This window comes from Kluyvera cryocrescens NBRC 102467 (assembly GCF_001571285.1).
Lineage (GTDB): Bacteria > Pseudomonadota > Gammaproteobacteria > Enterobacterales > Enterobacteriaceae > Kluyvera > Kluyvera cryocrescens.
On the sequence record NZ_BCTM01000035.1, the window covers coordinates 1 to 26,448 of the forward strand.

Annotated in this window: 31 protein-coding genes; 10 read left to right on the forward strand and 21 right to left on the reverse strand. The window is 54.8% G+C overall.

What is annotated here, in order from left to right; genetic code table 11:
* Positions 1 to 145: 145 nt before the first annotated feature.
* On the reverse strand, positions 146 to 562 hold the full coding sequence (locus KCR01S_RS19760) for a type II toxin-antitoxin system VapC family toxin (protein WP_000754566.1): 417 nt from the start codon (positions 560 to 562) through the stop codon (positions 146 to 148).
* A complete protein-coding gene (gene vapB, locus KCR01S_RS19765) occupies positions 559 to 789 on the reverse strand; it encodes a type II toxin-antitoxin system VapB family antitoxin (protein WP_001261276.1) in 231 nt (76 codons plus the stop codon). The genes KCR01S_RS19760 and vapB overlap by 4 nt, the downstream gene beginning before the upstream one ends.
* A 55-nt stretch (positions 790 to 844) precedes the next feature.
* Between vapB and KCR01S_RS25890 the strand changes: the two genes are divergently transcribed.
* The 4 genes from KCR01S_RS25890 (at position 845) to KCR01S_RS19780 (ending at position 3,280) form a co-directional block, all read left to right on the forward strand.
* Positions 845 to 1,219 (forward strand): hypothetical protein, encoded by a 375-nt coding sequence (locus KCR01S_RS25890; protein ID WP_024130061.1) that lies wholly within the window; start codon positions 845 to 847, stop codon positions 1,217 to 1,219.
* Between the two features lie 143 nt (positions 1,220 to 1,362).
* A complete protein-coding gene (locus KCR01S_RS19770) occupies positions 1,363 to 1,713 on the forward strand; it encodes a hypothetical protein (protein WP_000493378.1) in 351 nt (116 codons plus the stop codon).
* 50 nt (positions 1,714 to 1,763) lie between these two features.
* Positions 1,764 to 2,507, forward strand: a complete 744-nt coding sequence (locus tag KCR01S_RS19775) for a hypothetical protein (RefSeq protein WP_000129823.1) — start codon at positions 1,764 to 1,766, stop codon at positions 2,505 to 2,507.
* The gene (locus KCR01S_RS19780; protein WP_000015958.1) at positions 2,504 to 3,280 is read left to right on the forward strand and encodes a site-specific integrase; all 777 of its coding nucleotides are present in this window, start codon (positions 2,504 to 2,506) and stop codon (positions 3,278 to 3,280) included. Before KCR01S_RS19775 ends, KCR01S_RS19780 begins: the two co-directional genes overlap by 4 nt.
* A 57-nt stretch (positions 3,281 to 3,337) precedes the next feature.
* Here KCR01S_RS19780 and KCR01S_RS19785 read toward each other — a convergent pair whose 3' ends face one another.
* Positions 3,338 to 3,595, reverse strand: coding sequence for a hypothetical protein (locus KCR01S_RS19785; protein WP_000764642.1), 258 nt, complete (start codon positions 3,593 to 3,595; stop codon positions 3,338 to 3,340).
* A gap of 128 nt (positions 3,596 to 3,723) precedes the next feature.
* Positions 3,724 to 3,828 (reverse strand): hypothetical protein, encoded by a 105-nt coding sequence (locus tag KCR01S_RS25390; protein WP_032409716.1) that lies wholly within the window; start codon positions 3,826 to 3,828, stop codon positions 3,724 to 3,726.
* A 534-nt stretch (positions 3,829 to 4,362) separates the two neighbouring features.
* Here KCR01S_RS25390 and KCR01S_RS19790 point away from each other — a divergent pair.
* Positions 4,363 to 5,229: a replication initiation protein gene (locus KCR01S_RS19790; RefSeq protein ID WP_004118283.1), complete on the forward strand. Its 867-nt coding sequence runs from the start codon at positions 4,363 to 4,365 to the stop codon at positions 5,227 to 5,229.
* A gap of 356 nt (positions 5,230 to 5,585) precedes the next feature.
* Here the strand turns inward: KCR01S_RS19790 and KCR01S_RS19795 are convergent, their stop codons facing one another.
* Positions 5,586 to 5,855: a hypothetical protein gene (locus KCR01S_RS19795; RefSeq protein ID WP_000339857.1), complete on the reverse strand. Its 270-nt coding sequence runs from the start codon at positions 5,853 to 5,855 to the stop codon at positions 5,586 to 5,588.
* Positions 5,856 to 6,269: 414 nt separating this feature from the next.
* Between KCR01S_RS19795 and KCR01S_RS19800 the strand changes: the two genes are divergently transcribed.
* Positions 6,270 to 7,475, forward strand: a complete 1,206-nt coding sequence (locus KCR01S_RS19800) for an AAA family ATPase (protein ID WP_000368714.1) — start codon at positions 6,270 to 6,272, stop codon at positions 7,473 to 7,475.
* Positions 7,475 to 8,449: a ParB family protein gene (locus tag KCR01S_RS19805; RefSeq protein WP_000064120.1), complete on the forward strand. Its 975-nt coding sequence runs from the start codon at positions 7,475 to 7,477 to the stop codon at positions 8,447 to 8,449. Before KCR01S_RS19800 ends, KCR01S_RS19805 begins: the two co-directional genes overlap by 1 nt.
* A gap of 81 nt (positions 8,450 to 8,530) precedes the next feature.
* Here the strand turns inward: KCR01S_RS19805 and KCR01S_RS19810 are convergent, their stop codons facing one another.
* Positions 8,531 to 9,802 (reverse strand): Y-family DNA polymerase, encoded by a 1,272-nt coding sequence (locus tag KCR01S_RS19810; RefSeq protein WP_004118291.1) that lies wholly within the window; start codon positions 9,800 to 9,802, stop codon positions 8,531 to 8,533.
* Positions 9,802 to 10,233, reverse strand: coding sequence for a translesion error-prone DNA polymerase V autoproteolytic subunit (gene umuD, locus KCR01S_RS19815; RefSeq protein ID WP_000776034.1), 432 nt, complete (start codon positions 10,231 to 10,233; stop codon positions 9,802 to 9,804). The genes KCR01S_RS19810 and umuD overlap by 1 nt, the downstream gene beginning before the upstream one ends.
* A 405-nt stretch (positions 10,234 to 10,638) precedes the next feature.
* Here umuD and ltrA point away from each other — a divergent pair, with 405 nt between their 5' ends.
* The 3 genes from ltrA (at position 10,639) to KCR01S_RS19830 (ending at position 14,472) form a co-directional block, all read left to right on the forward strand.
* Positions 10,639 to 12,126: a group II intron reverse transcriptase/maturase gene (gene ltrA, locus KCR01S_RS19820; RefSeq protein WP_004178082.1), complete on the forward strand. Its 1,488-nt coding sequence runs from the start codon at positions 10,639 to 10,641 to the stop codon at positions 12,124 to 12,126.
* Positions 12,127 to 12,595: 469 nt separating this feature from the next.
* A complete protein-coding gene (locus tag KCR01S_RS19825; RefSeq protein ID WP_001776122.1) occupies positions 12,596 to 13,561 on the forward strand; it encodes an ArdC family protein in 966 nt (321 codons plus the stop codon).
* 479 nt (positions 13,562 to 14,040) lie between these two features.
* Positions 14,041 to 14,472 (forward strand): hypothetical protein, encoded by a 432-nt coding sequence (locus KCR01S_RS19830; protein ID WP_001776120.1) that lies wholly within the window; start codon positions 14,041 to 14,043, stop codon positions 14,470 to 14,472.
* A 32-nt stretch (positions 14,473 to 14,504) separates the two neighbouring features.
* On the opposite strand, the gene KCR01S_RS19835 is transcribed toward KCR01S_RS19830, so the two are convergent.
* The 14 genes from KCR01S_RS19835 to KCR01S_RS25400 all read right to left on the reverse strand — a co-directional run bounded on the left by KCR01S_RS19835 (position 14,505) and on the right by KCR01S_RS25400 (position 26,381).
* Positions 14,505 to 15,032: a phospholipase D family nuclease gene (locus KCR01S_RS19835; protein ID WP_001776119.1), complete on the reverse strand. Its 528-nt coding sequence runs from the start codon at positions 15,030 to 15,032 to the stop codon at positions 14,505 to 14,507.
* On the reverse strand, positions 15,025 to 15,771 hold the full coding sequence (gene mobC / locus KCR01S_RS19840) for a MobC family replication-relaxation protein (RefSeq protein ID WP_001776118.1): 747 nt from the start codon (positions 15,769 to 15,771) through the stop codon (positions 15,025 to 15,027). Before mobC ends, KCR01S_RS19835 begins: the two co-directional genes overlap by 8 nt.
* 14 nt (positions 15,772 to 15,785) lie before the next feature.
* The gene (locus KCR01S_RS19845; RefSeq protein WP_060617925.1) at positions 15,786 to 17,693 is read right to left on the reverse strand and encodes a type IV secretory system conjugative DNA transfer family protein; all 1,908 of its coding nucleotides are present in this window, start codon (positions 17,691 to 17,693) and stop codon (positions 15,786 to 15,788) included.
* A gap of 707 nt (positions 17,694 to 18,400) precedes the next feature.
* Entirely contained in the window at positions 18,401 to 18,793 is a 393-nt protein-coding gene (locus KCR01S_RS19850; RefSeq protein WP_001079960.1) for an H-NS family histone-like protein, read from the reverse strand.
* Positions 18,790 to 20,991 (reverse strand): type IA DNA topoisomerase, encoded by a 2,202-nt coding sequence (locus tag KCR01S_RS19855; protein ID WP_023281073.1) that lies wholly within the window; start codon positions 20,989 to 20,991, stop codon positions 18,790 to 18,792. Before KCR01S_RS19855 ends, KCR01S_RS19850 begins: the two co-directional genes overlap by 4 nt.
* On the reverse strand, positions 20,988 to 21,296 hold the full coding sequence (locus KCR01S_RS19860) for a hypothetical protein (RefSeq protein WP_000212005.1): 309 nt from the start codon (positions 21,294 to 21,296) through the stop codon (positions 20,988 to 20,990). The genes KCR01S_RS19855 and KCR01S_RS19860 overlap by 4 nt, the downstream gene beginning before the upstream one ends.
* Entirely contained in the window at positions 21,272 to 21,607 is a 336-nt protein-coding gene (locus KCR01S_RS19865) for a hypothetical protein (RefSeq protein WP_001776113.1), read from the reverse strand. Before KCR01S_RS19865 ends, KCR01S_RS19860 begins: the two co-directional genes overlap by 25 nt.
* A 26-nt stretch (positions 21,608 to 21,633) precedes the next feature.
* Positions 21,634 to 21,951: a TrbM/KikA/MpfK family conjugal transfer protein gene (locus KCR01S_RS19870; protein WP_000683352.1), complete on the reverse strand. Its 318-nt coding sequence runs from the start codon at positions 21,949 to 21,951 to the stop codon at positions 21,634 to 21,636.
* Between the two features lie 90 nt (positions 21,952 to 22,041).
* Positions 22,042 to 22,443 carry a cag pathogenicity island Cag12 family protein gene (locus KCR01S_RS19875; RefSeq protein ID WP_001776111.1) on the reverse strand — a complete coding sequence of 134 codons (402 nt, stop codon included), beginning with the start codon at positions 22,441 to 22,443 and terminating at the stop codon, positions 22,042 to 22,044.
* The gene (gene virB11 / locus KCR01S_RS19880) at positions 22,430 to 23,479 is read right to left on the reverse strand and encodes a P-type DNA transfer ATPase VirB11 (RefSeq protein WP_000342114.1); all 1,050 of its coding nucleotides are present in this window, start codon (positions 23,477 to 23,479) and stop codon (positions 22,430 to 22,432) included. Before virB11 ends, KCR01S_RS19875 begins: the two co-directional genes overlap by 14 nt.
* Positions 23,480 to 23,482: 3 nt before the next feature.
* Complete coding sequence (gene virB10 / locus KCR01S_RS19885) at positions 23,483 to 24,679, reverse strand: VirB10/TraB/TrbI family type IV secretion system protein (protein WP_061284760.1); 1,197 nt, start codon at positions 24,677 to 24,679, stop codon at positions 23,483 to 23,485.
* Positions 24,676 to 25,569: a P-type conjugative transfer protein VirB9 gene (gene virB9, locus KCR01S_RS19890; protein WP_001045307.1), complete on the reverse strand. Its 894-nt coding sequence runs from the start codon at positions 25,567 to 25,569 to the stop codon at positions 24,676 to 24,678. Before virB9 ends, virB10 begins: the two co-directional genes overlap by 4 nt.
* Complete coding sequence (locus KCR01S_RS19895; protein WP_001293055.1) at positions 25,562 to 26,248, reverse strand: VirB8 family type IV secretion system protein; 687 nt, start codon at positions 26,246 to 26,248, stop codon at positions 25,562 to 25,564. The genes virB9 and KCR01S_RS19895 overlap by 8 nt, the downstream gene beginning before the upstream one ends.
* Complete coding sequence (locus KCR01S_RS25400; protein WP_000873539.1) at positions 26,241 to 26,381, reverse strand: hypothetical protein; 141 nt, start codon at positions 26,379 to 26,381, stop codon at positions 26,241 to 26,243. Before KCR01S_RS25400 ends, KCR01S_RS19895 begins: the two co-directional genes overlap by 8 nt.
* Positions 26,382 to 26,448: the final 67 nt, after the last annotated feature.

Genomic DNA, 26,448 nt, shown 5'->3' on the forward strand with positions numbered 1-26,448 from the left:
ATTAAGTGATAACAGGTGTCTGGAAATATAGGGGCAAATCCAGTCGGGAGGATGCGTGATCTGATCCTTCAACTCAGCAAAAGTTCGATTTATTCAACAAAGCCCATTCATGTCTGTCGTCTCCGTCACGGAAATTATTACGGGATTATTTCACCCAGTCTTCCAGCACCAGGCCCGGGACCCGCGCAAACTCTCTCACATTGTTCGTCACCAGGATGGCGCCCGCCGCGATGGCGTGCCCGGCAATGGCCGTGTCATTCGGGCCGATCGGCGTCCCGGCTAGGCGCAGCGCCACCCGGATGTCCGTCGTGGCGTCCACCGCGGCGCGGTCCCAGGGCAGGACGGCATCGAGGCGCGCGCAGAACGCGTCGACCAGCTGAATATGGCGCGGCGAGGCCTTCGGGCCGGTGGCGCCGAAGCGCATCTCGGCATACGTCACGGCCGAGACCACAATGCGATCACCGCGCAGCACCGCCTGCTCCAGGCGCTTCAGCACCGCTGCCGGCTGCTCGCGCATGATGAACGAGCAGATGTTGGTGTCGAGCATCCAGGTTTTCTTCATGGCTCAAAGCGTCCTTCATCGCTGACCACATCCTCACGCTCCGCCATAAAGTCCGGATCGGCCCTGTCCAGCTGCGCGAACGAGCCCCAGGTCGGCCGGACGGGACGCAGAATGATGCTGTCCCCTTCCCGGACGATCTCCAGCTCGCTGACGCCATCAAAATCCAGGTCCCGGGGCAGACGGATGGCGCGGTTATTGCCGTTTTTAAATATCGAAACTGTGCGCATGGTTTTTCCTCATATGCTGAGTGTGCCAGGGAGTATTCCCGCATAGGTGAAGTATATGCCTGCAAGCCCGGCTTGTATAGGTGTTACATATGCAGATGGTAGGTATATGCGTATGCTTTGCCTATGCAGATGCCCGGCATATGGATATGTTACACCTATGTTGGTTTCTCACTTTTCCCGCTCAGATCCGAAAAAAGGCAGTTCCGGATCTGATTCAGCCCCGCCGGCGCGCAGCGGCCCGGAAACACAAGATGTAGCGGTGTTTCCAGCTGTCAGTGACCATATATGTTGTGCCCCTCCCCTGCCCCGTGACCGGCCGCTCACCACCCTGAAAGGGCGCTGTGGTTATTCCGTGTGCGTGGTACACTTCCGGAAACTGTGGAATAACATAAAAGTCGGATCCGGCCAGAGCGGCCGTCAGGTAATTTAATTACGTTGTTATATGGCTGCTTATTATTTTAGTATGTGAAAATCACTCTCGTGAAAGTCACTGTCGCGACAGAGTGGCACTCATCTGACGATGATTGAGGTGTGGTAAAATTGCACGGCTAACTATTCAACTGAGGAAAGGACATGTTTACTGCATTCAATGAGAGAAATGATTTCAGTTATGCTTTTGAAAAAATCCGTAATGCGATTTCCGCGCCAGGAGAAAATAATCTTTATGCTGCAACAGAATTAGGTCTTGGCATTCTGCTCCGTAAATACGAGCAGTTTCGCCAGGAACTGGATGCGGCCGGTGAGCTGGGAAACTGGGAATATGATCTCGATACCTACAATCACTGTATTGCGGTGCTGCAACGTTACTTCACCGGCAATCCATCCGGACTGACAGAACGTGATGCCCGGATTTACAGCCATTACCTGCAGACTGAGCACAAAAGGTTTGTGAAACTGGCTGAAGAGCTGGCTGCCGGCCGCTGACTACGGACAGAGGGCGGGATTTCTCAGGAATATAAAGGGGTAAATGATCAATGACTGATATACAGGCCGCAACTGAGAGTATAGTTGCTGCGACATCCCATCCGGTTTCCGTACAGCTGATTAATCAAGGGGCGGGGATCTGGGGAAACGTGGCAACCGGGCTTATCACTGGCCTGCTTACTGGGGGTATAACACTCACTGGCATCTGGCTGACACATTATTTCACGCTTAAGCGTGAGAGACAGGCGTCAGAAGATAAAATGAAAAAGGAACTGCATTACATTGCCACCGAGTTGGTATTCATGCTTGAACGGTATGCTGAGGGTTGTTTCCGGGTTGTGACGGATGACGGCCAGGATGATGATGCCCCCCAGCCTGAGAGAAAAGCTGTCACGAATTACCCTGAACTGAATCTGATCGATGTCTCCGGTGACTGGCGGACTTTAGAGCCACGTCTTATGTATCGCATCCGTGAACTGCCGGTGCTCCAGGATGAGGCCCACAGGGCAATTGCATATGCCGCCGAATACTCCGACCCTCCTTGGCATAAGGACTATTTCAGGGAACGGCAGTATCAGTTCACGCGCTTGGGCATCAACGCTGTCATTCTTGCCGTCCGTCTGCGCAAGGCAACCGGGATGCCCGAAACACGTCTTACAGGTCATGATGAATGGTCTGCAGTTTCCGTGTTTCGTAAAGTCTGGAGGCGCGAAAGAGCCCTGCGCGCTGCTGAAGCTACCCGCAACAGGGAGTGGAATCAATTAGTGATACCTGATGGAATGTCAAACCAATGAGCGGCCTCTTATCATATTCTCACCCGCAGCAGCCGGCGCAAATGCCGGTGGCCATTGACTATCCCGCCGCGCTGGCCCTGCGCCAGATGGCGCTCGTTCAAGATGAACTACCGAAATACCTGCTGGCACCGGAAGTCAGCGCCCTGCTCCATTATGTGCCCGATTTGCACCGCAAGATGCTGCTGGCAACCCTCTGGAACACCGGCGCACGTATCAACGAGGCGCTGGCGCTGACCCGGGGGGATTTTTCGCTGGTGCCACCGTATCCGTTCGTGCAGCTGGCCACGCTTAAGCAGCGCACCGAAAAAGCGGCCAGGACAGCCGGCCGAGCTCCCGCCGGTAGCCAGGCTCATCGTCTGGTTCCGCTTTCCGATCACCACTACGTCAGCCAGCTGCAGATGATGGTGGCCACCCTGAAAATTCCGCTGGAAAGACGCAACAAGCGTACCGGCAGAACAGAGAAAGCCCGCATCTGGGACATCACCGACCGGACAGTACGGACCTGGATTGGCGAAGCGGTTGAAGCGGCCGCCGTCGACGGGGTGACATTCTCGGTGCCGGTCACCCCGCATACGTTCCGCCACTCCTACGCGATGCATATGCTGTATGCCGGCATACCACTGAAGGTTTTGCAGAGCCTGATGGGCCACAAATCGATTAGCTCGACGGAAGTCTATACGAAGGTGTTCGCACTTGATGTTGCTGCGCGGCATCGAGTTCAGTTTCAGATGCCCGAAGCGGATGCGGTAGCCATGCTGAAAGGGAATATTTAAGTACTTAGGAGAATGATGCTGGCGAACGTCCTGCTCGCCGGGGAGGTCTGTCAGACGTTATCTGGACCAGCTGACGGGAATATCTGCTCTGTATTCCTCATACTGCTCATAGATCGCATGCTGAAGCATCGTAATACGTTCTGACAACCTGTTGGCGTCCGACATATGCCGCCATTCCCCCTCAATAGTGGTTTTCTGTCCATCCGGGAGATTGAGCGTGATCAATACCTTTGTATCACGAATAATCACCCCGTCAGTGAAAGAATTAAGACCACTCCTTACGGTATTATCTATCTGTATAGTTTCAAGTTTCATCTTGTTACCTCCTGTTGACCGGATCCCAAGCATAGATATCTGAATTCAAATTGCCTAGTGAAATGTCTGGATATGCCGCATTTTTCCCCTTATACAGCGAAGCTGGCCAAAGGCCAGCCCGCTTGGATTTATCGCTTTTGCCAGTAGATCAGCATGGCAAGGAACAGGATTGTTGCCCCCTGAGAAGCGGTCAGGAAAGTTTCCAGCAATGACATTATCGTAAAACTCCGCATTATTAATTTCAGGTGTGTGATTCAGGGGCCTTAGTCCCCCTTTTACAGGACGTAGTGTTCTGTCACGACGGAAGCCAGGGTTAATAAAAACGATTCGAATATGTCTGCAGGGACGATAGAAATCTTCGTGCGGGTTGTCTCGCTGTAGCCGGCTCTGGAGAGCGACTCGGGGGAGGAGTAGTATCTTCCGGCCACGGATATGATCGAGCCAGCAGTGCTCGCCGCAGTCGAGCGACAGGGCGAAGCCCCGAGTGAGCGAGGAAGCACCAGGGAACAAAACTTATAAATTCTGCTTACGCTCAATGCCTGAAAAATCACCTCTCCTCGGGGTTATCCACTTATCCACGGGCATATTTTTATAAAGTACTTTTTTATTCTTTTTCTTTATTTTACATCTTTTAGGGAGCCTGAAAGCCGCGTACAGTGCGGCCTGAGAGGGGGCCTGTATGGGCAACTGGTAAACATAATATGGGAAATTAATCACGTATCAGTGGGTTTTGTGTCAACAAGCTATGGGATACGCATCAACAAGCTATGGGAAAGAGGTCAAGTTCAGTTCTCAATTATCCACTTGTGGATAAAGTGCAGATTTTTCCGGTGGATAAGTATCGCGATAGCTTGCAATTTCTGTTTTCACTGTCATTATGGGTGGGTAAAAATTTACCCATAGGCATTGAAATGGATACTCAAGCACTCTTGCCAGCTACTAAAACGTTTAAAAAACGCGCCAGTATAAAGCAATCTAACGAATTGACCGAAGCTGCATATTACCTGCCTCTTCAGGCAAAACGTGTGCTGTGGTTATGCCTCATGCAGGCCTATTTTAATGACAGCCAGGAAGATGACTCTGACGTATTGCCGCTCTTCAAAATCAGCGTTTCCGATTACGTCAAATACTTCAATGTCGCTACGTCTGTCGCCAGTCGTGATGTGAAGGCTGGGGTAAATGCTCTGGGCGAATCAACGGTTACCTTTTATCCAAAAGAAGGTGAGTTTGAAGAAGTTAAACGTCCGTGGCTGGCTGAAGCAGGAATGAAGCGAGGCCGGGGTTCCTGGCAGATTGAATTTAACTACAAGGTCATGCCATTCCTGGTCGGCTTAACCTCCCAGTTCACTACCTATTCTCTCTATGACTGTGGCCAGCTTAATAGTGTTCGTGTCATCCGGCTTTATGAAAGCCTGTGTCAGTTCCGGAGCACTGGTGTCTGGATCACCACACATGACTGGTTATGTGAAAGGTTTATGCTCCCTGCCTCGCAGAAAAACAATATTGCTGAAATGAAGCGTACCTTCCTGGAACCTGCTCTGAAGAAAATTAATGAGAAGACGCCATTAAAGGTAACATATACCACTGAAGAAGATGGTCGCTTGCTGTTTAATTTTCTTGATAAAAAACAATAGTCTGTAATTTTTATTTCCTCCCCCCTTAGTTTGTTGCTGACATATGGGGGGATACTGAACTTGCTGTGTTTCCCATAGTGCTTGCCTAACTTGACCTGTTTCCCGCAATCGCGGCTGTCTGCGTAGTTGACCTGTTTCCCACAGTCCGGGCCGTCTGCGGAGTTGACCTGTTTCCCACAGTCCCGGTCGTCTGCAAAGTTGACCTGTTTCCCACAGTCCCGGTCGTCTGCAAAGTTGACCTGTTTCCCACAGTCCGGGCCGTACGCGGAGTTGACCTGTTTCCCACACTCCCGACCGTCCGAGAAGTTGACCTGTTTCCCATAGTCCGGGCCGTCCGAGAAGCTGACCTGTTTCCCTTAGTCCGGGCCGTCCGCGAAGTTGACCTGTTCCCCACACTCCCGGCCGCCCGCGAAGTTGACCTGTTTCCCACAGTCCGGGCCGTCTGCAAAGTTGACCTGTTTCCCACAGTCCCGGCCGCCCGCGAAGTTGACCTGTTTCCCATAATCCGGGCCGTCCGCGAAGTTGACCTGTTCCCCACACTCCCGGCCGCCCGTGAAGTTGACCTGTTTCCCATAGTCCGGGCCGTCCGCGAAGTTGACCTGTTTCCCATAGTCCGGAGCGTCCATTAAAGTTGACCTGTTTCCCACAGAGGATGGAAAACTCTTCTTGTGCTGAGCGTAAGAGCTATCTGCCGGAACGGTTCCTCTTCGCTTCCTCGCCAGTTCGCTCGCTACGCTCGGTTACATGGCTGCGGCGAGCGCTGATACATAAGGCTCAGCATTGCACTGGTCGTAACTAAAATCAGAATCCTTCTGAATGACTCTCCTGTCTTGCAAGTTGAATACCTTTCTCAAAGCCCTTTTGTATGAGTTGCTGTTGATGGTCAAAAGTGCGTCTGCGTGTTGCTGCAGTGTGATTTAGTAGCACGCCCGTCGAGCTTCATCCCCCTTCTGTTGAGAGCGAAATCAAAACAATATGATTTTTTTCTTGCAACATGACACTTTTTGTTCAAAATGACAAAAAACGTCATGAGGTGATAAATGGACAATATTGAGCAGTTACGGAAAGTCGCTACACGTGCAGGTAAGCTTCTGACATCTTTGAGCGAAAGTATCCGACAGCAAAAAGAGGAATTGAAGCTTACCGAGTTCTATCAGGAATACAGCAAAGCCGCTCTGTATAAGCTGCCTAAGCTCAGTAAAGGCAGTGTTGAGTATGCTGTGTCCGAAATGGAAGCCGGTGGCTACATTTTTAAAAAGAAACCTTCTGGTAATACGATGAAATACGCGATGACGATTCAGAATGTCATCGATCTGTATAACCATCGTAAAGTACCGAAGTACAGGGATCGCTTCGATAAAGCCTTTACGATTTTTGTATGTAATCTTAAAGGTGGTGGTTCCAAGACAGTTTCTACCGCTTCATTATCACATGCTTTTCGAGCTCATCCTCAGCTTCTGTTCGAAGACCTGCGTATTCTGGCCATCGATTTCGATCCGCAGGCATCTCTGACAATGTTCCTGAGCCATGAGAATTCAGTGGGCTTGGTTGAAAATACGGCTGCTCAGGCCATGCTCCAGAACGTGTCTCGTGAAGAATTACTTTCCGATTTTATAGTACCGTCTATTATCCCTGGTGTTGATGTAATCCCCGCTTCCATTGACGATGCATTCCTTGCTGAAGGCTGGAAGGGATTGTGTGAAGAACATCTGCCAGGGAAAAATATTCATGCGGTGCTTAAAGAGAACATTATCGACAAGCTCCAGCATGACTACGACTTTATTTTCCTTGATAGTGGTCCTCACCTTGATGCGTTCCTGAAAAACTGCATTGGGGCGGCAGACCTGATGTTGACCCCTCTTCCACCGGCGACGGTTGATTTTCATTCTTCCCTGAAGTTTGTGGCCAGCCTCCCTGCCCTCATAGATTCCATCGAAATGGATGGGCACACCTGCAATCTCATCGGTAATGTCGGCTTCATGTCCAAGATCCTGAACAAGTCTGATCACAAAATTTGCCATAGTCAGGCCAAAGAGGTTTTCGGTGCCGATATGCTAGACATGGTTCTGCCAAGACTGGATGGTTTCGAACGTTGTGGGGAGACTTTTGACACAGTTATTTCAGCAAATCCAGCAACCTATGATGGAAGTACAGAGGCACTAAAAAGCGCAAAATCAGCAGCGGAAGACTTTGCGAAGGCAGTCTTTGATCGCATCGAGTTCATTCGTACTAACGGAGGTATGTGATGTCGAATGAGAAAAGAAAAACCATCGGCAGACAGTTAAATACTCAGGCGTCAATGCTCGAAATGGCTGACACCGGTAGAAGTCAGGTATTTACCTTAAAAACCGGCAGGAAGGTAACGTTCAGGTTTGTTCGGGTGCCTGCATCTGAAGTTGAAAGTAAGACCTTCGTAAACCAGGAAAACAATGGAAGAGATCAACTTGCACTGACCAGGGAGTCTCTGAAATCCATTATCCAGACGATTAAGTTTCAGCAGTTCTTTCCCTGTATTGGTATTAAGCAAAGTGAAAGGATTGAGATACTGGATGGTTCAAGACGGCGAGCCTCAGCAATTTTTGTCCGTACAGGCCTTGATGTAATGGTTACCGAAGAACATTTATCAGCTGATGAAGCTCGCCAACTGGCTAAAGATATCCAGACAGCTAAAGAACATAATCTTCGGGAGATTGGTCTGAGATTGATCGCTCTTAAAGAGTCCGGATTTAATCAAAAGGAAATTGCTGAACTGGAGGGATTATCTCAGGCTAAAGTTACCAGGGCGCTGCAGGCGGCGGCCGTACCGCAAGACTTAATTTCTCTGTTCCCGGTTCAGTCGGAGCTATCGTTTAGTGATTATAAACTTCTTTTAGAAGTTAATGAAAAACTCGGTGAAAAGGGATTAACGCCTGAAGAACTCATTCAGTCTGTATCAGCTCAGCTCGATGCAATTTTGAGTGATGGCGAGCGACCAGAAGACGAACAGAAAGCCAGTATTCTGAAGCTGATTTCTCAGGCATCTCAGGCATTGATAGATCCATCTCCCAAGGAAAAGTCAGTGGTTTCCCCACTCTGGTCTTTTGAAGAAAAGGACAAGTTCGCGCGTAAGCGTGTGAAAGGGCGCACGCTGACTTATGAGTTTAGCCGTATGTCAAAAGTGATTCAGGATGAACTGGACAAGGCTATCAACGAAGTCCTTGACAGAAATTTGAGTCAATAATTTCGCCATGGCGATTTCACATCTAACTTATTGTAATTAGGCAGTTTAGGTTGAGAATTTCACGGTGAAATCGCCATGGTTTCACGCCAGTTTCGCTGCAGGAATATCTGACCATCGTGTCGTATAAGCAGGAGAAAGCATCTCCCGTTTCATCTGCCATTCCGGGGCCATACCCCGCCCCGCAAACCATACTTTACCCAGCCCTGAGTTGTTGATCCCGTCCAGAACCCTCATCAGCTCAGCACTGTGAGGGCGTGGCGGGCGTTCGTCGAACAGTTGCAGCTGCGAAACTCCGGAGCCGGTGAAGTCATTCAGCATAACTCCGGCTTTGGCATACCGGTGCCCATCCCTCCAGATACGCTCCAGAGCCGTTGTAGCGGCTGCAATGATGTCCCTGGTGTCCTGAGTGGGTGTAAGAAGTTTTTCCGTAGCCACGTTGCCGTAGTAAGGCTCTTTAATGGCGAACGGAGACGTTTTGATGAAAACGGAAATATGCCGGCAATACTGGTGCTCTTTACGCAGTTTTTCAGAGGCCCGCTCTGCGTGCTGACAGATAGCCTGACGGAGTGACTCGTACTCCGTGATCTTCACGCCAAAACTGCGGCTGCAGACAATTTGCTGTTTCGTCGGAGGGGCTTCCTCAAGCGAAAGGCAGCTTTCCCCGTTCAGTTCCCGTACCGTTCGCTCAAGGACGACAGAAAAATTTTTGCGGATGAAGGCCGGGTTCGTCAGAGCCAGATCGAGCGCGGTTTTTATGCCCAGCACATTTAGCTTGCGTGCAATACGGTTACCCACCCCCCAGATTTCTTCAACCGGCTGCAGTGAAAGCAGTTTCCGCGTCCTTTGCGGATTTCCCCTGGTCAGAGCGAGTACGCCATGAAACTGTTTCCACTCTTTTGAGGCCCACTGGGCTGATTTTGCGAGGGTTTTCGTTGGTCCGGCGCCCACGCCAATGGTCAGGCGGGTACAGTCATACACCTGCTGACGCAGCTGCCGGGCGAAGTCCTCAAGCCCCATACAGTGCTCCACGCCGGTCAGGTCGAGGAACATCTCATCAATTGAATACTGTTCCACCCTGGGGGCCAGTTCCTCCAGGCAGTTCATCACGCGCGCCGATATCGAGGCGTAAAGTTCATAATTACTTGAAAACGCATATATTTTTTCCGGGTATCTTTCGTTTTTTATCTGAAACCACGGAGTTCCCATTTTGATCCAGGGCTTCGCCTCGGCACTGCGAGCGATTACATTCCCGTCGTTGTTGCTCAGGACGACTATCGGCTTTCCTTTCAAATCCGGGCGGAAAACACGTTCACAGCTGGCATAGAAGCTGTTCACATCGGCCAGGGCAAACATCAGTACATCTCCCTCGGGCGGTGGATGATATGCGTGACGACGCCAAAGATATCCAGCTCGTCGGGATCAGGATAAATCGGCGACCAGGAGGCATTCATGGGCTGCAGCGTCAGTCGCGGCGTCAGCAGAAGCCGTTTCACCGTAAACTCCCCCTGCATGCTGGCGACAACGATATCGCCGTGCCGCGGCTTTTCAGCACTGTCCACAACCAGCAGATCGCCATTGTACAGACTGCCGTCGGCCATGCTGTCTCCGCTGGCACGCAGGTAGTACGTCGCGCTCGGATGCCGTATGCAGTAATCATGGAGATCCAGATCGGACTCGACATAGTCAGCAGCAGGGCTGGGAAAACCGCAGCTGGCCAGATCGGCAAACAATGGATGGGCCTGTGGCGGGAGTTCTTTCCCGGTGCTGAAAAGTTGTAGTTTCATCTTTCCTCCTGACACTCTAATTTTACTGGTTATACATACAGTGTGCGCCGGGAGACCGGTAGAGATCAAGGGGTGAAAGTCCCCGACCATTGAAGGACCAGCAATCCACAAGGTCCCCGAGTCATGCGTTGCATACCGCGAGGTATGGGGCGAAGCGTTGACAGGGGTGTTGACAGGCCAGCCATTGAGCCACGAAATGTATATTAAATTACCGGGTGCCGACGTTGTACTGTTAACGGAAGGCAACATCATAGGGTGCGATACTGCGAGTGCCACATGGACCCGGCGGGGTCTGAGACCCTGGCATGTCAATACGATCTCTACGCGGGAACCGGGAGATCTCCCCTCTGACCATCTGCCAGTGTCGGAGATGGCCCGCACCGGGAAGACGAGGAGTCATAGCCGGTGATGTACGGAGAGGAGAAGTCGGACTCGCTCATAGTAGCGGCGAAGCAGGCGAACAACCCGAAAGGAGCGGAGTCAGTGGAGCGAAGGAGCGGGGCCAAGGGGAACGCGGAACAGCCACACATGCGCCGGACACAGAGCCGGGAAAGCATGTCACAGAGGCTGTCACGCGTGCGGGAAGCTGCGAAGCAGCGGAAGAAAGAACGGTTTACAGCATTGTTCCACCTGCTGACAGTCGAAGCACTGGAAGCCGCATTCCTCTCCCTGAGCAGGAAAGCGGCCGCCGGAGTGGATGGCATCAGGTGGATGGACTACGCCGGAAACATGAAGAACAACATAACAGATCTGCACCGGAGGCTACATCAGGGCAGCTACAGGGCGCAGCCCGGCAGGCGTCACTACATCCCAAAAGCGGATGGAAAACAACGCCCGCTCGGCATCGCCTCGCTGGAGGACAAGATCGTCCAGTATGCGCTGGTGAAAATCCTGAACGCAGTCTATGAAAACGACTTTATGGGGTTCTCATACGGGTTCAGACCCGGGCGAAGCCAGCACGATGCACTGGACGCACTGGCCACAGGGCTGGTACGCACTAACGTAAACTGGGTACTGGATGCCGACATCAGTCAGTTCTTTGACAGGGTGAGCCACGAATGGCTGATCAGGTTCACAGAGCATCGGATCGGCGACCGGAGGGTAATCAGGCTCATACGTAAGTGGCTCACAGCCGGGACGTCGGAGGAGGGTCAATGGCGAGCAACGGAGGAAGGCACCCCACAGGGTGCGGTCATCTCACCGCTGCTGGCAAACATATACCTCCACTACGTCTTCGATCTGTGGGCGCATCAGTGGCGACGTCGCTATGCCACAGGCAATGTGGTAATGGTCAGATACGCCGATGACATCGTCATCGGGTTCGACAAACGATACGATGCCCGGCGCTTCCGTATAGCCATGCAGCGCAGACTGAGGGAGTTCGGACTCACGGTTCACCCGGAGAAAACCCGTCTGATGGAGTTCGGCCGCTTCGCTGCCGAAAACCGTGCCATCAGGGGAAAAGGCAAACCAGAAACGTTCAACTTCCTCGGGTTCACGCACATCAGCGGGAAAGATCGCAACGGCAGGTTCATGCTGATACGAAAGACCCGCCGGGATCGGATGACGGCAACTCTGAAAGCCATCAAAGACGGTCTGCGAAGGCGCTGGCATTACTCAATCCCCGAACAGGGAAAATGGCTCAGGAGAGTGGTTCAGGGATACCTGAACTATCACTCGGTACCGGGCAACTTCCCCACCATGCAGAAGTTCAGGACACACGTAACAAACCTCTGGCGCCGGGCGCTCAGGCGCAGGAGCCAGAAGGATGATACGACCTGGACGAAAGCAAACAAACTGGCAGCCGCATGGCTACCAAGGGTTCGGGTTCTTCATCCATGGCCTGTGGAGCGGTTCACCGCCAGACACCCGAGGCAGGAGCCCGGTGCGTAAATCGCGCACGCCGGGATCTGTGCGGGGGGTATCCGGTAACGGGTATCCCTACCGCGACATAAAGGGCGGTGAAATTTCTGCAAGTGATGGGGGAGTGCCGGTCAGAACGTCCCCGAAAACAAACCGCCCCCGGATTCAGGAAGGGCGAACTGACCGGCTGCGGCAGTGTAACACCGCACACCACAAAGGCAGCACTGACGTCGTCAGTGCTTTTTTTACCTGTCCTCCGGACGCTGAAGGGCGATTTCACCCGTGCAGCTAAAGGGGCGGTAAGTCCGGGTGTGCACATCGTCATTTTCTCCTGTGATGCCTTTCTCCTGCGTATCAGCTTCCGGTAATCGTCCCCCGTCACAACCTGGTCAGCAAGGGTAAATGGCACGCTGCGCGCCCTTGCAGACCAGAACGACTCCGGGCAGGCCGAACCGTCAGGCGATACGAAGACGAAATTCACACTGACGGAGAAACAGCCATGACGATGAACCTGCACACTCAGACAACCGCCCCTAAAGCTTCACAGGCGACCAGCGTATCCCCGCTGGAGCAGTCAGGCTCCTCAAAAACGAAATTTTCCAGGGGCAAAAGCAAAGCCCGTGCTGGCGCAGTCAAAACAGACCTTTACCAGACCGTAACGGACAGCATCATTGCAGCCCTGGAAAGCGGCGTTAAACCGTGGGTGTGCCCGTGGGTTCGCAACGGCGCAGCGGCGGGATTACCGGCCAACTTCAGCACCGGCACGGCATACAGCGGAATTAATATCATGCTGCTGTGGTGTAGTGCGGCAAAACAGGGTTTTCAGGACGAGCGCTGGCTGACCTACAAACAGGCGCAGGAGCTGGGCGGCCAGGTTCGTAAAGGTGAACACGGCACGACGGCCATCTTTTACAAGACTCTGGAGAAAGAGGACGAGGACGGGGAAATCGAAAAAATCCCGATGCTGAAAGCCTTTACCGTGTTTAACGTGGAGCAAATCGACGGCCTGAGCATCGAGAGCGTGCCGCAGCCGGTTGCCGGTTTCGATCCGCTGCCGCAGGCGGAAGCACTCATGACCCGGAGCGGGGCAAAAATCACCGAGCAGGGCGTAAAGGCGTTCTATCGTCCGGCCACCGATGAAATCGTCCTGCCAGAGCGGTTCCGCTTCGCGGACGCGGCGAACTTCTACGCCACCGGCCTGCATGAGCTGGTTCACTGGACGGGGGCAGCGTCCCGCCTCAATCGTGAAAAAGGCAATAAGTTTGGCTCTGAGGCGTATGCGTTTGAGGAACTGATCGCCGAGCTGGGCAGCGCGTTTCTGATGGCGGATTTGGGAATTACGGGAGAGGTGCAGCATGAAAGCTATATCGCGTCCTGGCTGAAAGCCCTGAAGGGAGACAAGCGCTACATCTTTAAAGCGGCGGCAGCGGCCTCAAAAGCGCACCGCTGGCTGATGGACTGCTGACAGCTGGAGCCCTGCGGTGCAGGGCTTCAGAATTTTTGAAAGAGAGAGAATCAGGGAGGGAATTATATAAGTCACTGTTTTTTATAATTCTGTAACGCGGCCGGCCTCAGCTGCAGGACGTCCTGCAGCTGATGCCGGCACGGGAAAAAAAACAGGACAGATTCAAAAAAAATGAACCCTTTTTCAGGCGGCAGCCGTTACGTATCCGGGATACGTAACGGCGCGATGTCTTACGTAAAAAATGACGTAACGGCTTTCGCCGCCGCAGCTAAAGGGGCGGTAAGTCCGGGTGTGCACATCGTCATTTTCTCCTGTGATGCCTTTCTCCTGCGTATCAGCTTCCGGTAATCGTCCCCCGTCACAACCTGGTCAGCAAGGGTAAATGGCACGCTGCGCGCCCTTGCTGACCAGAACGACTCCGGGCAGGCCGAACCGTCAGGCGATACGAAGACGAAATTCACACTGACGGAGAAACGACCATGACGATGAACCTGCACACCCCGACAACCGCCCCTAAAGCTGCACCGGCGACCAGCGTATCCCCGCTGGAGCAGTCAGGCTCCCCAAAAACGAAATTTCCTGAAATCAAAACCGTCAAAACGGCGGTGGTTAAACTGATCAGCGACATCGAGGGCAACCTCGATCAGCGTCTGGCATATCGCGAGGCCGTAGAGGGATTGTGCCAGGAGGCGGCCAACCGGATAACCCAGTGCATGCATTCACGCAGTACAGGGCAGACGCTACGTGATCTCCGCGAGCTGCTGTCGGTGACGCTGGACACCATTATCGTGGTGGAGTTTGAAGGGGAGCAGACCCGTCTCAACTATGGCGGACGTTCAGCAGAAGACGTGATCGCCATGCTGAAAGCGCTGCATCTTGAAGGGCGCAAAGCCTGGCTGGAAGTGGAGTAAAAAAAAAAGCCCCGTCCGCAGACGGGGCTGATTCAGTACAGGGCATTCAGCGGGGTGCCCTCATCCCACAGGCGGTTAAATTCTCGCTGGTACGTCTCCGCCAGCTGCGGCGCATCCTCGATCAGCAGCACGTTTTCCGCGTTGCGTGAAACGGCGCTTGCCGTGTAGTTAAACGACCCGGTCTGGACGTTTTTGCCGTCGATCACCATAAACTTGTTGTGCATGATGGCGTAACGGCCGTTAAGGTGCACCGGCACGCCCTGGTTTATCAGATACGTCACGGCGGTGTAGCGGTCGCTGTTCGCCTTTTCGTCGGCCACCACGCGCACGGCCACGCCGCGCCGGTTAGCACCGGCGAGCGCCGTCGCGACCGGCTTACTGGTGAAGCTGTAGGCCGCGACGTCAATGCTCTGCCTGGCGTTGTTTATGGCGCCGAGCACGATTTCAAGAGCAGGGCGCCCGTCAGACGGCGAAAAACCCGCCGTCAGGACGGGCGCGGCGGTGGCGAACGCGGGCACGCAGAGGGCGGCGGCCAGCACCAGAAGGGTGGTTTTACGCATAGTTGTCCAGCTCCAGGTTTTTCAGTTCATCGAGGGTGTAAAAGCGGAAGACGTCGCGGTGTTTTGCCTCCAGTTGCACATGCTGGTTTTTCACGATCACGCTGGCGATGCTGTCGAAAATAATCTTCAGGGCGCGCTTTTTCGCCTCGTCCGGGGCGACGTAAAACGCGTACCGCCATTTTTTATCGCTGATAGCCAGCAGGTGGCTCGCCATGATGGACTGATAGCGCGCCTTTGTTTTGATACGTCGTTCGGTTTCAACGGCGATCAGCCTGCCGTCCGGCAGGCTGATAAGCCCGTCGGGACGGTGTTTGACGCTGTACTGACTGAGGAACGTTGAACGGTCGCCGTTAATCCACCCTGTCGCGCCGTTCTTCTCCAGCGTAAGGCGCACTAGCTGGTTATCAAGGTGATGGTCGAGTGACCAGCCGGTCAGGCGGTAGGGTTCAAAGCGGGCGGGCATTATGTTGTCGTCCGCCGTGAGGATAACGGCCAGCCCGTCGGCGGTAATGCCCCACAGGGATATTCTCGACGCGCGGGATTCATGCACGTGCTTCTGAATCAGCCCCATTTTCTCCACCTTCTCCAACAACCGGTAGAGAGGGCGGTCAGATTTAAAATCAAAAAGCAGCTTTATGATTTGAAAATCGCTGTAGGTTTCCTCCTTGAGAAAATTCAGCAGTACGCGAATTTTTTCAGTGCTGCGTGCATAACGTTCCTGATACGACGAAATAAGCATAGAAACTCCTTATTTTATAAATCCAGCAACGAATGTATTTCGTCATTTGGAGCGGGCTGTGATGCCATCAGCCACTCCTCGTCAGGTTGCACCGGCGGAGTGGGTATTGCCGTTGCTGAGGGTTTTTTGGTGGTTGTTGCGCTGACCGGAATAATGTCAGGTGCCGGAACTGCCGGAGCCGTTTTATCAAAATCCAGATCCAGCACCGGTTTAACTTCTGCCACCGTAGCGACTGCGACCGGCGGCAGGGTAAACAGCTCCAGTGGGGCTTTTTTAACCTTGAGCGGTGAGATTAACGACGGGAACGCGAGCGCGTTCTGGCTGAAGATATAGCTGACGAACTTCGGCAGGTTCTGGAGCATATTGCTGTCGATGTAATAGCTTTCCGCCTGCCGAAGCATGCGCTCGTTATCGACTTTTTCTGTCAGCACCGCCGTGGTGGTGACTTTCCGGCTTTCATCATCGACTAAAATCGTGCCCGACATGCGCGCAATCCATTCGGCGGTGTCTGGATCCTGAAGTTTATATACCAGCTTAAACTTGCAGTTTTCCACAACCGCCCCAACCACGGCGTCGCCGTTTAAATCCGCCGGACAGTCGCGCAGGTCGGCAATTGACTGGTGCGCCATTAATATATGGACGCCTTTATCGCGTGCCGCGCCTAACCCTTCGAGCGCCGGTTTGGACAGGTGATATTTCACCTCGTCCTTAAAGATGGCGATGGGGCGGATATTCCCCGCGACGCGGTCGCGCAATTCCGCGAGCTGGAACAGGCGAACTAAAATCATGCGCTGCGCGGTAATGATTTTAGAGTTACGCATCGAACCGATGATATAGCAGCAGCCGCCCTTGTCGAAAATCTCCTTCAGCGCAAAACCGCCTGGCGCGTTAATGCTGTTGAGCATTGCCAGCTCCTCGGTTTTACCGTGAAAGGCTTTAATCGTCTCGCCAATGCCCTGAACATAATCGCCGTTATAAATATCCCGCACGGTTGCGCCCGGATTATCCTTCACGAACTGCGCCGCCGTTCTCGCCGCCTTGCGGTCGTCGATACGGTAAAAATCCGCCGCCTCGCCTTTTTCCGCCAGACTGAAACCGGCCACGAATAATTCCTCCAGATGGTCGGCGGTGATACCGTCGATAAGGTTCATCTGGTATTCCTGTTTATTCAGGTCGATAAGCACAAAGGGTTTTCCGGCGTCCGCGCACGCTTTTTTATACAGGTGCGGTGCCCACTCGTCGTTTTTGGGGTCGAGAACAAAAACGCCCTCGTCGGCGAGGATGCTCTGATAAAGCAGAATACCGGTTACGACGCCTTTACCGGCACCAGTGGTGCCGATAATGTCGGCGTGCTGGGTCTGCCATTCTTTTAACGGAATATATTGCGGCTCACCCTCGCGGCTCAGCCCGATAAAAATCCCCTTATTCAGATCGATGTAATCCATCGGATCGTATTCTGTGGTGACGGGTAAAATTTCTTTTACCCGGCGAACGTCGGTTCTGCGGTCGCGCTCCATGCTGGTTTTTTTCACCATGCCGCGTTTGACCTTATCAAATTCAGGCGAGATCAAACGCCGTAAAACCACGTGCAGAATAAAACCGGCGACGGTAAACAGTAGCGCCATTGTCCAGGTAAGCAGCGGCGGACTGGCGATATCTTCCCGGCCATAAATGCGCTGTAAAAACCAGACGGCCACTGGCGCTATCGAGCCGAAAACAAAACAGATCATGGAAAGCAGAATTAAGATCCTTTGCAGAAACGTCGGCTTTTCCTGACCGCCGTGTTTCGCAGAAAATATAAAAGGCAGCATGACGCCGGACAGCAGCGCTAACGCCAGTTGATGCGCCTGCAAAAAGGCGATAAAGGCCAGGACGGCATTTGCTATCGGCGACAGCAAATGATTCAGTTTGTCGAATATCACGATATTCTCCTTCACTTAAATTCGGTCAGCACCATCGGTCAGTCAGAACGGTCACAGGTTGTGATCGTTCTGACTGACCGATTCCATGCTGCAAAAGAAGTGGCCGCTAAGCGGCCATGATCGCAGGAGGTACACTCCCGCGATCTAACGGCGTGCGGCATTACGCGCGGGCTGGACGCCCTTACTGCATGTCGCATGGGGGTAATGTCCTGGCTGAACGCCCGGCCAAAACCCCCAAGGTCAAAAGAGGCCACACCGTCGCGCGCTACGCGCGACCACCCCCTAAAAGACGCCTGTTTTAGCCCTTTTCTTCGCCTTGTTCGTTCCTCACAAGACGAATTAAAGGGAAACTAGGCTTTTTAGGGGGTGGTCGCGCCACGCTACCGGCTTTTGGCCGGAGACTTAGGCACGACGGTGTGGGGGGCAAGCCCCCCAAATAAACCGACGCGTGGGCGCGTCTTTTTGCTCGCTGGGGCGGCAAAATTTATTCGGCCCCCCCGGCTTTTTTCGGCTCACTTGGGGTGAGCGCTCAAAAAGTGGAATCGGCGACGCAAATTAGCAATTTCTTCGAAATTGAATTTACTCGCCTCCTGCCACTTCGCAGACTCAGGCGGCCTGTCGATTAGCAATTTTTTCAAAATTGAATCGCCATGCTCGCCAGTCTTCGAAGCCCGAAAAACCAGGTCAAAACCGACCCTGTGCCGTTGTTAGTCGGTGGTAATAAGGAAGGATTCAAGAGGTTTTCCGGCGTCAAGTTCTTGCTGAATTACAACCGGCACGCGTCCGACGCCTGACCATTTTTTATGCACGCCGTTTTCAAAATACTGATATTTAGCTTTGCGTTTTGCCGACTTTTTGGCGGGAGTTGTACTAACCAGCTCTGTCGGTGAAAAGCCCTCCGATTCAATCAGCGCCAGCAATTCATTGCGCTTTTCTTCCCGCTGTCGGCGTAGCTTTTCCTGCTCGATATGCTCTGCGCGTTTTTCATCAAGCGCTGCTGAAATACGTGCACTCAGCATCTCCAGAAAGGCAAAATCACTTTCACGTAAAAACTTTTTCAGCGCGCGCTCTGAGGTTAATTCGTCCTGGATACGGTTCATAATTTCAGCTCCTTCGGCATAGATACGTTCAATCCTTTCAGCGGATCGCGTGGTGGATATTCAAAACCGAGTTCCCCGGTTTGCGCGTTTTTCAGCGTGACGATCATCGAATAGGTGTCGTCGTTTTTCTTCGATTTAAAACCTTTAATAACGTCGGTTTTGCCCTTGCCGATTAACTTCTCGGCCTGTTTTTCCGTCAGCTTTTTGCCGCGCACTTCCAGCCATATTTTGAACTGACAGCCCGTACAGGCGCAGGTTTTCGGCGTCATAACCAGCTCAGAACCGCACGACGGACATTTAACCGCGAGGCGGTTAAGCGCCGTTTTAACGGGCTGTTTTTCCGTCGCGCTGATGGCAATATCGGCGCTCTCAACCAGGCGGGAAACTTCCGCGTAAAGACCATCAATAAAGCGCTCGATGGTCATTTCGCCGGTTTCAACCGCCGCCTGTTTTTCAGCCCATACGGCGGTCATATCCGGCTGCGTCACCGAGTCGGGCAGGGCATCAATTAACGCCAGCCCGGCGGCAGTTGGGATAAATTTGCCCTTTTCCACGGTGATGTAATCGCGGGTTTTCAGCGTCTCAATAATAGCCGCGCGGGTCGCCGGTGTGCCGATGCCGCCGTGTTCATCTTTTTTGTCTTTATCCTTCTCCTTGAGCAATTTTTTAATGCGCGGATCGGCGACAAAATCGGCCACGCGAACGAGGGCAGCGAGCAGGGTCGCCTCGGTAAACAGCGGCAGCGGTTTAGTTTTTTTCTCCGAAATCACCACCTCGCGGCAGGTTAATGTCGCCCCGGTTTGCAGGCGGCTGATGGCCTCAAACGAGGTGCTGTTTTCGTCCTCCTCGTCGTCTTCTTCCGCGTCGTTCAGGAACGTCGTAAAACCCGCATCGGTGATTTTACGCGCCGAGACTTTAAACATCTCGTCACCGCATTTAATCTCCGCGATCGACTCGTCATAGCGCTTTTTCGCCACGAACTGCGCGAGATAAAACTGCGCGATGGTGAGATAAACCGCCTTTTCCTTGTCGGTAAGGCGGCTTAAATCCGGCATGTTCGTCGTCGGGATAATGGCGGTGTGGGCGGTGACTTTTTTACTGTCAAACGCCGCACTTTTTTGCGCCGTGTCGGTGGTAAGGCCGTTAAAAACGTCGAGCGTTTTTAAGGCCGCCACCACCTGTGGCGCGTCGTTGAATTGTTCATCGGACAGATAAGAACAGTCAGAGCGGTTGTAGGTAATGTATTTACTGTCCTTGAGCTTCTGCGTGATATCGAGCGTCTGCTGCGCGGTCAGTTTGTGCCTGCGGTTCATATACACCTGGAGGCGCAGCAGGTTAAACGGCAGCGGTGCGGCCGTGGTTTTTCCCCGGTCGGTGGCGGCCGCGAGCACGCTGGCCGGTTTTCCGGCCAGAGCCCTCGCGAGTCCTTCCCCCCAGGCCTTATCCGTCAGCCGCTTTTTATCGTCCACCGGCGCGTATTCGGACGTCTGCCAGCGGGCGCAGACAACGTCCGTACCGCTGATAAACTGCCCTGCGAGCTGGTAGTAAAACGCCTCGCTGTGCGCCTGATTGTCGCGCCACCGGCGCACAATCATTCCCAGCACCGGCGTCTGGACGCGGCCAACCGAAATCGTGCCCTTATAGCCCTTATCGCGGGCTTTGAGGGTGTAACAGCGGCTCATACTGAAGCCAAAAATCGCGTCTCCTGCGCTGCGCATCAGGGCTTTCAGGTACATCCCACGAAAATCGCTGTTATCGCGCAGGGAGTTGATGGCTTTTTTCACCGCTGGCGCGGTGTTGTCGTTAATAAGCGCCCGTTTCACCGGCGCGGTGTTTCCGGCGAACTCCAGCACCTCGTCAACCAGGAGCTGCCCCTCGTCGTCCGGGTCGCCGCAGTGGACAACCATTTTGATATCCGGGCGCCGAATCAGCTTCACCAGGGTATTAGCCTGCTTTGCCACGCTCGCTTTTGGCTGAAGCTGTACCGGGTACAGCTTCAGCGGCAGGGTGTCGAGCGACCAGGTGGCGTAGGCCGGGTTGATCGTCTCCGGGGGCACCATTTCCAGCACGTGGCCGACGCAGTAGCTCACGATATCGGTCGCCGATTCGGCATAGCCGTCGTGCCGGGTGAAGTTGCCGCCCAGCGCTTTCGCGATATCGCTCGCGACTGCGGGTTTTTCTGCAATCCACAGTCTCATTCTTGATCTCTCCTGATTTCATCCATCGTTTCGAAGTACATCATTCGACTTTCCTGAAAGTCGTTATCAGACAGACTAAAGCCATGATCCGCCGCTACTGTCATGAACGTCTCAGCATCACGGACGCTGAGACTGGTCAGAACATCGTGCAATTCGCACAGGGCGCGATATTGGTAGATTTCGTAATGCAGGCCGCAGCCGCGATGCGCTTCTTTCTCGATGCGAGAAATCAGGCTCGCGGCACTAACGGAATCACCACGCACATGCGGCCACGGCGGGGCTATAAATCCGGTTTTTGTTGCCATTGGAGTGCATCCTTATCGTCGAGTTTTTCCCATTCCGCCGCCTCGTCGTCGCTCAGCGGAACGGTGTAAAAGAAGACCGGCATACTGAGCACGGAGCGGAAGAACGACTGACGTTCTGCTGGTAATGCCTGGAAGGTCGGCGAGTGCTGCGCGGCGAGCTGGACGAGTTCGGACGTGTTGGCCTGAAAATGATCCTGTTTCTGGCTGATTTCCGACAAAACGAGCAGCACCGTCTGCAAATCACCTGCAGGAAGCTCCTCATCTTTCAGCAGCCCGGAAAAGTTATTAATAGAAACGGTTTGATTAATCACGTGGTGTCTCCTTTACGGCTGCCGTTTTACCAACCGTTCATACGGCCAAATTTCGAGATGATCTTGCCGACAATGGCGCTGTCAGCGGACGGGCAGGCGCTCAGTTTTTTCTGCCGCGCTGCGGCGGTGTGATCGGGTAAAAACGACCCCTTTTTTTTCTTTTTGATGCTCATGAAATTTTTGTACATCGGGTCACACTCGGCGGGACTGCTGCCGTCGAGCTTTCCGGCCAGGCACAGCACCATCGCGCACGGGTCATTCGGGTCGGCATTCTGGCCATCGGCGGCGAACGCCGGAGAAGTAAGGGCGCACAGCAGCGCCGCCGTGATTACGGTGTGTTTCATGATGATTTCCTCTGAAGGGAAGCAGGGCGCTAACGCCCGTTGGTTGTTCAACGTCGGTGACGGTCTGAAGGACTCAGACCGTCGCCGCCGTTATCGGTAGAAGACGATTTCTGAGGTGTCGCAGGTCAGGCAGCCGGAGCGGGGGCGAAACTCCACCACACCCTTGTAGCCGCCCTCGCGGAGCCAGGTTTTGGCCGCAAAGAAGCGCTGGCCGTCCGGGGCATTTACTACCGCGCGCGAGGCGTGCGCAACCGCGTACCACTGTGCGGCCGGGTAAATCCCGCCGGGTTCAAAACGCGCAAGCACCTGCGACCAGTGCCCTTCCGTCACCGGCGAGGCCACGATAAGACGGTTGGGTTCCCATACCGGCCGGGTGGTCGTTACCGGCTGCGCCGGTTGTGACCAGTCAACGGCCGCAGGCTCCGGTGGCGAAGAACAGCCCGCCAGGAGGACGACGATCGCCGTCAGGCCGGTCAGTTTAGGCAGCATCATTGAAACTCTCCTTCATAGCCTGCATGTGCAGGGGTTTAAAATAGACGTCGCTCATGCGGCGCACGTTGCCGTGAACGTCCACGCTCACAATGACGTCGACGCAGTGCAGTACCTTGCGCAGCAGCACGTCAACCGGCATGCCCCGGCACGCCGGATGCTCGTAGCAGCGGTCAATCAGCCCGGAGATACACTCGCGCGGGCTGCCCGCGTGCAGGGAGGACATAAACCCCTCGTGCCCGGACTCAATCAGCTTGAGTGCGTCCCACGCCTCGCGGCCACGCACCTCGGCGAGCAGGGGGCGGTCGGGGTTCATACGGTAAATCGCGCGCACCAGGCGATCAGAGGTGACTATTGCGCCCTCTCCGGCGTCCGCCGGGTAGAACAGATGAACGTAGTTTTTCTGGCTGTAAAACTTCAGCTCCGGGTTGTCCTCGATGGTGATAAGGCGCAGCGTCTCGGGAATGTAGTGCAGCAGCATCTTCATGTAGGTGGTTTTCCCAGAGCCTGTTTCCCCCACCACAAAGAGCGTTTTGCCGTACTCCACGCACTTTTCCATAAAAAGCGGGATATTCCCGGACAGGTATATGCGGCTCAGCTCCCCGTCTTTTGATTCCACCTTTTCTGTACCCTGCACCCGGTCATAAAACCCGGCATCGATATACGACTGATGGGTGCGCTGGAAGTAGTCCGGCTTACGCAGGGTGATTGAGATGGTGTTGCGCTCACAGGCCGGGGGCACCACTATCTGGCAGCGTTCTCCTGTAGGGAGCGTGGCCGAGAGGATAGGCGACGTTTCATCAATGGTGTCGTTGTTCCACACGGCCAGCGCCCTGGCAAAGGACGAGCACTGGCGCAGCGTGACCGGCGAGGCGTGCATTTCCCACGCCCCGTTGATTTTTGTGTGCAGCTCTCCGGGGCGGTTGATGGCAATTTCCGTCAGCCCCTCCCGGCTCAGGTAGTCCCCGAACAACAGATCGCGCAGGTGTGACAGCGCGACGTTGCCCTCTGACGGGGTATCAGTCAGTTTATCGTCCATCGCTTACCTCATGCGCAGTCTGTAGACGTCTGAAAAATCAATGTCCGCCCCCGTGACCAGGCCAATCACGTCACCCTGGTTGAGGTACATCGTCGGCGGGATGTTGATGCTGTTTTCCAGGAGCGTTTTTGCCATTTCCGCCGTGGCCGCGCGGGTGTTCTCCGTGTAGTCCGTGTTGCGATCCTTGCCCGGCGACGAGCCGGAGGCCGCAGCGGCAAAGTCCTGTACCGTGCCGAGCAGGAGGGTATTACCTATCCGCTCCAGCCAGTGATTGTCTATCCAGCCCGCGACGCCGTTCTCGCCAAGCGCCCCCACGGCCTGGCTGTCAACCATCGGAATAACCAGGCGGCCGGGTTCCGGCGTGCGCAGCTCGGTGATGGCGAGGAACAGACGCCCCTGCCCGTTTTTCAGCGTGCCGGTGCGGTACAGGCCGCGCGCCTCAGTGCCTGCCGGGATAAGGCGCACGGCGTTGCTGGCGCTGTAAATGTCCTCGCTGATAAGGCAGTTAAAGCGCCCGCCCACGTCCGATACAAAGCGCTGCATCATCGCGCAGGGGATATGCCGGTCGGCCGGAATGTACAAATCCGGATCGAGGCCGAGCCGCTTCACGCCGGTAATGCGCGCCAGCCCGTTATCCTGCGACTGCCCGGCGGGTGTTGCAGAGCCTGGCGCGGACGCGCTGCCCGCAGGTGATACGTTACTGCTGGACGTGCTTTTCGGGGCGCTGCTTGCAGTGGTTGGGGCGCTGTCTGCCAGGGCGCTGACCTTGTCAAACGTCAGGGGGGGCGGTGATGCCTGCGGCGGCGCGGCGGTATCAGTCGGAGTAGTCTTCTCCTGGCCGGTTGTGTCTGCCAGCTGTCCCAGCGGGTTCAGATCCCGTCCGAGGTTATTGCGCTCGCGGGCGGGGGAGGTGGCGTGCGATTCCGGTTCATGGCTCGCGCTTTTCCCGCTGCCGTCACCCTTCAGTTTCGCCATCAGGTAATCCCCGCCGGTGGCGATAATGACCAGTAACACCAGGCTGATGGCGGCCAGCACGAGCGTGCGGCGGCTGCGGCGCTTCGCGTGCTGCACCACCTGTGGCTGTCCGGGTGGCACCGCGCCTGCGGCGGGTTTATCGCCGTCAATCTCTGCCCGCGCCCGCTCGCGGGCTTCCGCCTCCAGTTCGGCGGCGGTTTTAATGTCTTTCTGTTCGTTCATCATTTGCTCTCCAGTTTCACATCCGGTGAGACGGTGCTGCCGTTCGCCACGGTGACTTTCCCGTAACTGCCGTTTTCAATCCCCACGACCTGGCTGCCGTAGCGCAGCACAAAGCGTGGAGAAAGAGAGCGCAGTACCATCACCCGGTAGTTACCCTCGGTGCTGAAGGTCGGGGTGATCACCTGCTCGCTGCCGCCGACGATGACGGTCGGCGACGGGATCAGCTTCTGCGGTGAAAAGCCGAGATAGGTAAACCGGCCGTCGTCATACGCAAAATCCGGGGTGATCGACTCCGAACCTGCCGCCACCCTGCGGGTGTAGTTCCAGTTGCGCGGCGCAGTGGATTTCTTCAGGGCAAACTGAATGCGTTCTTTCTCCTGCGCGGCCTGAAGCTCCTGCTGACGGGCGAGGCGGGCTGCGTCGTTCTGCCTGCGGGTATCGTCGGGGTAGCTGAAGCGCACCACAAAGGCCAGATTTCCCGCCTCGCGATCGTTATCGATCACGTTCAGCATCAGGCTGTAGTCGCGCTTTGTGGTGGTCACAAACAGGTTGGTCTGCCAGTCCTGCTGCGTGGGGGTGAAAATCTTCTGGACGGTTTTGCCGTCCGCATCCGTTACCGGCTGCTTCACCGGCGCGGGGCTAATCCCCACGCGGTTACGGTCGGGTGTGATCGTCCAGCCCTGCGGAAAACCAGCGGTGGCGGTGATCACCTCCTCGTCGGCGTCAAAAACCAGCGTCGTGATGTAACCCGCCCGCGTGTTAATCACTGTCGTGTTCTGGCTGTTGTAGGGGATGTTCTGCATGCGGCTGTCATAGGCGCTGCCGCGCGGTGTCGCCGCACCCCATGCTGACGCTGCGGTCAGCAGGAGGGCACACATCAGTACCTTATTCATCGCTTTTCTCCTTAAACCGCTGGTAACTGGTGACGATGAAGCCGAACGGGTTCACCTCGCGCTCGGAGGCCGTCATTTTCTTCTGCGGGAAATAGCGGTAGGTCATGCGCACCGTCCAGTAATCATACGTTTCGGTGTTGTCCTTGACCTTTCGAATGGTGCGCTTGATGCGCAGCATCTCCACCATGCTGGAGCCGGTGCCCTCTGACGGTACGTTGGAGAGGACTTCCACCGTGACCACATAGGCCGCCTGCTGAAACACAGCGTCCGGCGCGTCCGGGCTGTTAAACCAGTCGAGGTATTCCTTGTTGACCTCGTCGCTGTTGAACATCTGCGTCTCTCTGTAGTCCTGCTGAAGGGCGAAATAGTTGTACCCCTCGCGGCGCTTCACGTAGGACGCAGTCTGCGAGAGATTGAGCACCTCGGAGGTGTCCAGCTTGTCCTCGCCGACGGTGGTGACGCGCTCGATGCGCCCGGTCTGACGGTCGAGCGTGTACAGCTCCACGGTGGTGGTTTTGAGCGGTAGCAGCAGGATAAGGGCGGCAAGGGCGAAGACGAGCAGCAGACCGGCGAGCGCCGCCACGATCCAGCCCGCCTTTTTCATGCGCATATCCCGCTCAAGAATGGCGTTCTCAAACGAGCGCGAGTCGCTCAGGGCTTTGGCGGTAAGTTCAGACATGGGGGGTTAACTCCTGAATAATGGCCGGGGAATTGACCGGCTCCGGGTTGCCCGACACGGGCGGAAGTTGGGTGTTTCGCTGTGCGCAGCCTGCAAGCAGGCACAGCATCAGCAGCGTGATGCCGTATTTCATGGTGTTTTTCCTGTGGTAAAGACGTGACGAAGCCGCAGGACGCCGTTGCGGCGTCCCGCAGTTCAGT

Bases quoted from the DNA above. Each gene is read 5' to 3' on its own strand.
- KCR01S_RS19760 (WP_000754566.1), bottom strand. From the start codon at position 562: ATGAAGAAAACCTGGATGCTCGACACCAACATCTGCTCGTTCATCATG.
- vapB (WP_001261276.1), bottom strand. From the start codon at position 789: ATGCGCACAGTTTCGATATTTAAAAACGGCAATAACCGCGCCATCCGT.
- KCR01S_RS25890 (WP_024130061.1), top strand. From the start codon at position 845: ATGCCTGCAAGCCCGGCTTGTATAGGTGTTACATATGCAGATGGTAGG.
- KCR01S_RS19770 (WP_000493378.1), top strand. From the start codon at position 1,363: ATGTTTACTGCATTCAATGAGAGAAATGATTTCAGTTATGCTTTTGAA.
- KCR01S_RS19775 (WP_000129823.1), top strand. From the start codon at position 1,764: ATGACTGATATACAGGCCGCAACTGAGAGTATAGTTGCTGCGACATCC.
- KCR01S_RS19780 (WP_000015958.1), top strand. From the start codon at position 2,504: ATGAGCGGCCTCTTATCATATTCTCACCCGCAGCAGCCGGCGCAAATG.
- KCR01S_RS19785 (WP_000764642.1), bottom strand. From the start codon at position 3,595: ATGAAACTTGAAACTATACAGATAGATAATACCGTAAGGAGTGGTCTT.
- KCR01S_RS25390 (WP_032409716.1), bottom strand. From the start codon at position 3,828: ATGCGGAGTTTTACGATAATGTCATTGCTGGAAACTTTCCTGACCGCT.
- KCR01S_RS19790 (WP_004118283.1), top strand. From the start codon at position 4,363: ATGGGAAAGAGGTCAAGTTCAGTTCTCAATTATCCACTTGTGGATAAA.
- KCR01S_RS19795 (WP_000339857.1), bottom strand. From the start codon at position 5,855: ATGGACGCTCCGGACTATGGGAAACAGGTCAACTTCGCGGACGGCCCG.
- KCR01S_RS19800 (WP_000368714.1), top strand. From the start codon at position 6,270: ATGGACAATATTGAGCAGTTACGGAAAGTCGCTACACGTGCAGGTAAG.
- KCR01S_RS19805 (WP_000064120.1), top strand. From the start codon at position 7,475: ATGTCGAATGAGAAAAGAAAAACCATCGGCAGACAGTTAAATACTCAG.
- KCR01S_RS19810 (WP_004118291.1), bottom strand. From the start codon at position 9,802: ATGTTTGCCCTGGCCGATGTGAACAGCTTCTATGCCAGCTGTGAACGT.
- umuD (WP_000776034.1), bottom strand. From the start codon at position 10,233: ATGAAACTACAACTTTTCAGCACCGGGAAAGAACTCCCGCCACAGGCC.
- KCR01S_RS19825 (WP_001776122.1), top strand. From the start codon at position 12,596: ATGACGATGAACCTGCACACTCAGACAACCGCCCCTAAAGCTTCACAG.
- KCR01S_RS19830 (WP_001776120.1), top strand. From the start codon at position 14,041: ATGACGATGAACCTGCACACCCCGACAACCGCCCCTAAAGCTGCACCG.
- KCR01S_RS19835 (WP_001776119.1), bottom strand. From the start codon at position 15,032: ATGCGTAAAACCACCCTTCTGGTGCTGGCCGCCGCCCTCTGCGTGCCC.
- mobC (WP_001776118.1), bottom strand. From the start codon at position 15,771: ATGCTTATTTCGTCGTATCAGGAACGTTATGCACGCAGCACTGAAAAA.
- KCR01S_RS19850 (WP_001079960.1), bottom strand. From the start codon at position 18,793: ATGAACCGTATCCAGGACGAATTAACCTCAGAGCGCGCGCTGAAAAAG.
- KCR01S_RS19855 (WP_023281073.1), bottom strand. From the start codon at position 20,991: ATGAGACTGTGGATTGCAGAAAAACCCGCAGTCGCGAGCGATATCGCG.
- KCR01S_RS19860 (WP_000212005.1), bottom strand. From the start codon at position 21,296: ATGGCAACAAAAACCGGATTTATAGCCCCGCCGTGGCCGCATGTGCGT.
- KCR01S_RS19870 (WP_000683352.1), bottom strand. From the start codon at position 21,951: ATGAAACACACCGTAATCACGGCGGCGCTGCTGTGCGCCCTTACTTCT.
- KCR01S_RS19875 (WP_001776111.1), bottom strand. From the start codon at position 22,443: ATGATGCTGCCTAAACTGACCGGCCTGACGGCGATCGTCGTCCTCCTG.
- virB11 (WP_000342114.1), bottom strand. From the start codon at position 23,479: ATGGACGATAAACTGACTGATACCCCGTCAGAGGGCAACGTCGCGCTG.
- virB10 (WP_061284760.1), bottom strand. From the start codon at position 24,679: ATGATGAACGAACAGAAAGACATTAAAACCGCCGCCGAACTGGAGGCG.
- virB9 (WP_001045307.1), bottom strand. From the start codon at position 25,569: ATGAATAAGGTACTGATGTGTGCCCTCCTGCTGACCGCAGCGTCAGCA.
- KCR01S_RS19895 (WP_001293055.1), bottom strand. From the start codon at position 26,248: ATGTCTGAACTTACCGCCAAAGCCCTGAGCGACTCGCGCTCGTTTGAG.
- KCR01S_RS25400 (WP_000873539.1), bottom strand. From the start codon at position 26,381: ATGAAATACGGCATCACGCTGCTGATGCTGTGCCTGCTTGCAGGCTGC.